The sequence below is a fragment of the Mesorhizobium sp. LNHC209A00 genome, from assembly GCF_000502915.1.
Classification (GTDB): Bacteria; Pseudomonadota; Alphaproteobacteria; order Rhizobiales; family Rhizobiaceae; genus Mesorhizobium.
In genome coordinates, this window is record NZ_AYWT01000053.1 from 1 (window position 1) to 1,246 (window position 1,246).

Sequence of the window (1,246 nt, forward strand, 5' to 3'; positions counted from 1 at the left end):
TCTACGCGCGACGACCCCCTCTGTCGCCTTCGGCGACATCTCCCCTCAAGGGGCAGGGGAATCGCATATGAGTAAGAGTAAGTCTTGCGTTGAGTGGAAAGGTTGATTCTTTAGGGGCCTTCTCTTTGAAGAGGAGACCCAATGCCGTTTCTGCTTTCGATTTTGCGTGAAATTCGGGATCCGCGTGACATCAACGCGCGTCATGATCTGGCGGAGCTTCTGTTCTTGGCTCTGCTTGCGACCCTGTGTGGGGCCAAGAGCTGTGTTGACATTGCCGATTTTGTTGAGGGTCGGGAAGACGAGCTGAGAGAGATCGTGGCGCTGGAGCATGGTTGCCCGAGCCACGACACGTTCAGCCGGGTGTTTCGACTTCTTGATGCCGATGAGCTTTCGCGCAGCTTTGCCGCTTTCATGGCAGCGCTGCGACAAACGCTCGGGCCTTCGCCGCGCGGCGTGGTGGCGGTCGACGGCAAATCGCTGCGGCGCGGCTACACTAAGGGTCGGGTCTTTATGCCGCCTTTGATGGTGAGCGTGTGGGACGCCGAGACGAGGCTGTCGATTGCCGCTGCCCGCGCGCCCGAGGGCGACGAGGTCACAGCCACGCTGGATCTTCTGAAGAGCTTGGATTTGAAGGGCTGCACGGTGACGGCGGATGCGCTGCACTGCCGTCCCGACACCGCCAAGGCGCTGATCGGCAAGAAGGCGCATTATGCGCTGGGGCTGAAAGGCAATCGTCCCAAGCTGTTCGCTGCGGCGGAGCGAAGCTTCGCCGCAGCTGCCGAGATCGCCTTCTTCGAGACCAGCGAAAGCGCGCATGGCCGCACCGAAACACGAAGAGCCTCGGTCCTGCCGCTCAAACGGCTGCTGGATCCGCCGGCCTTTCCCGGCCTCAAGGCGATCGGCCGCATCGAGGCCTCGCGCAGCGTGGCGGGCGGCAAACCCACCACCTCGGTCCGCTATGTCGCGCTTTCCAAAGTGCTCATGCCCAAAAGACTGGCCGAGACCGTCAGAGCACATTGGACCATCGAGAACCAGTTGCACTGGAGCCTCGATGTCGTCTTCCATGAGGACGATGCCCGAACCCGCAAGGATAACGGGCCGCAAAACCTGGCCATCATCAGACGCCTCGCCCAAAACATCTTGCAAGCCCATCCTCTCGACAAACCCATCGCCAGCAAGATGCGAAGAGCCAGATGGAACAGAGACTTCCTCTTCCAGCTCTTTACTCATATGCGATAGCCCTGCC

At 60.6% G+C, this 1,246-nt stretch carries 1 protein-coding gene; it reads left to right on the forward strand.

Going from position 1 to position 1,246, the window contains the following annotated elements:
• Positions 1-141 precede the first annotated feature (141 nt).
• Positions 142-1,239 carry an ISAs1 family transposase gene (locus tag X739_RS136625; RefSeq protein ID WP_023796700.1) on the forward strand — a complete coding sequence of 366 codons (1,098 nt, stop codon included), beginning with the start codon at positions 142-144 and terminating at the stop codon, positions 1,237-1,239.
• Positions 1,240-1,246 lie beyond the last annotated feature (7 nt).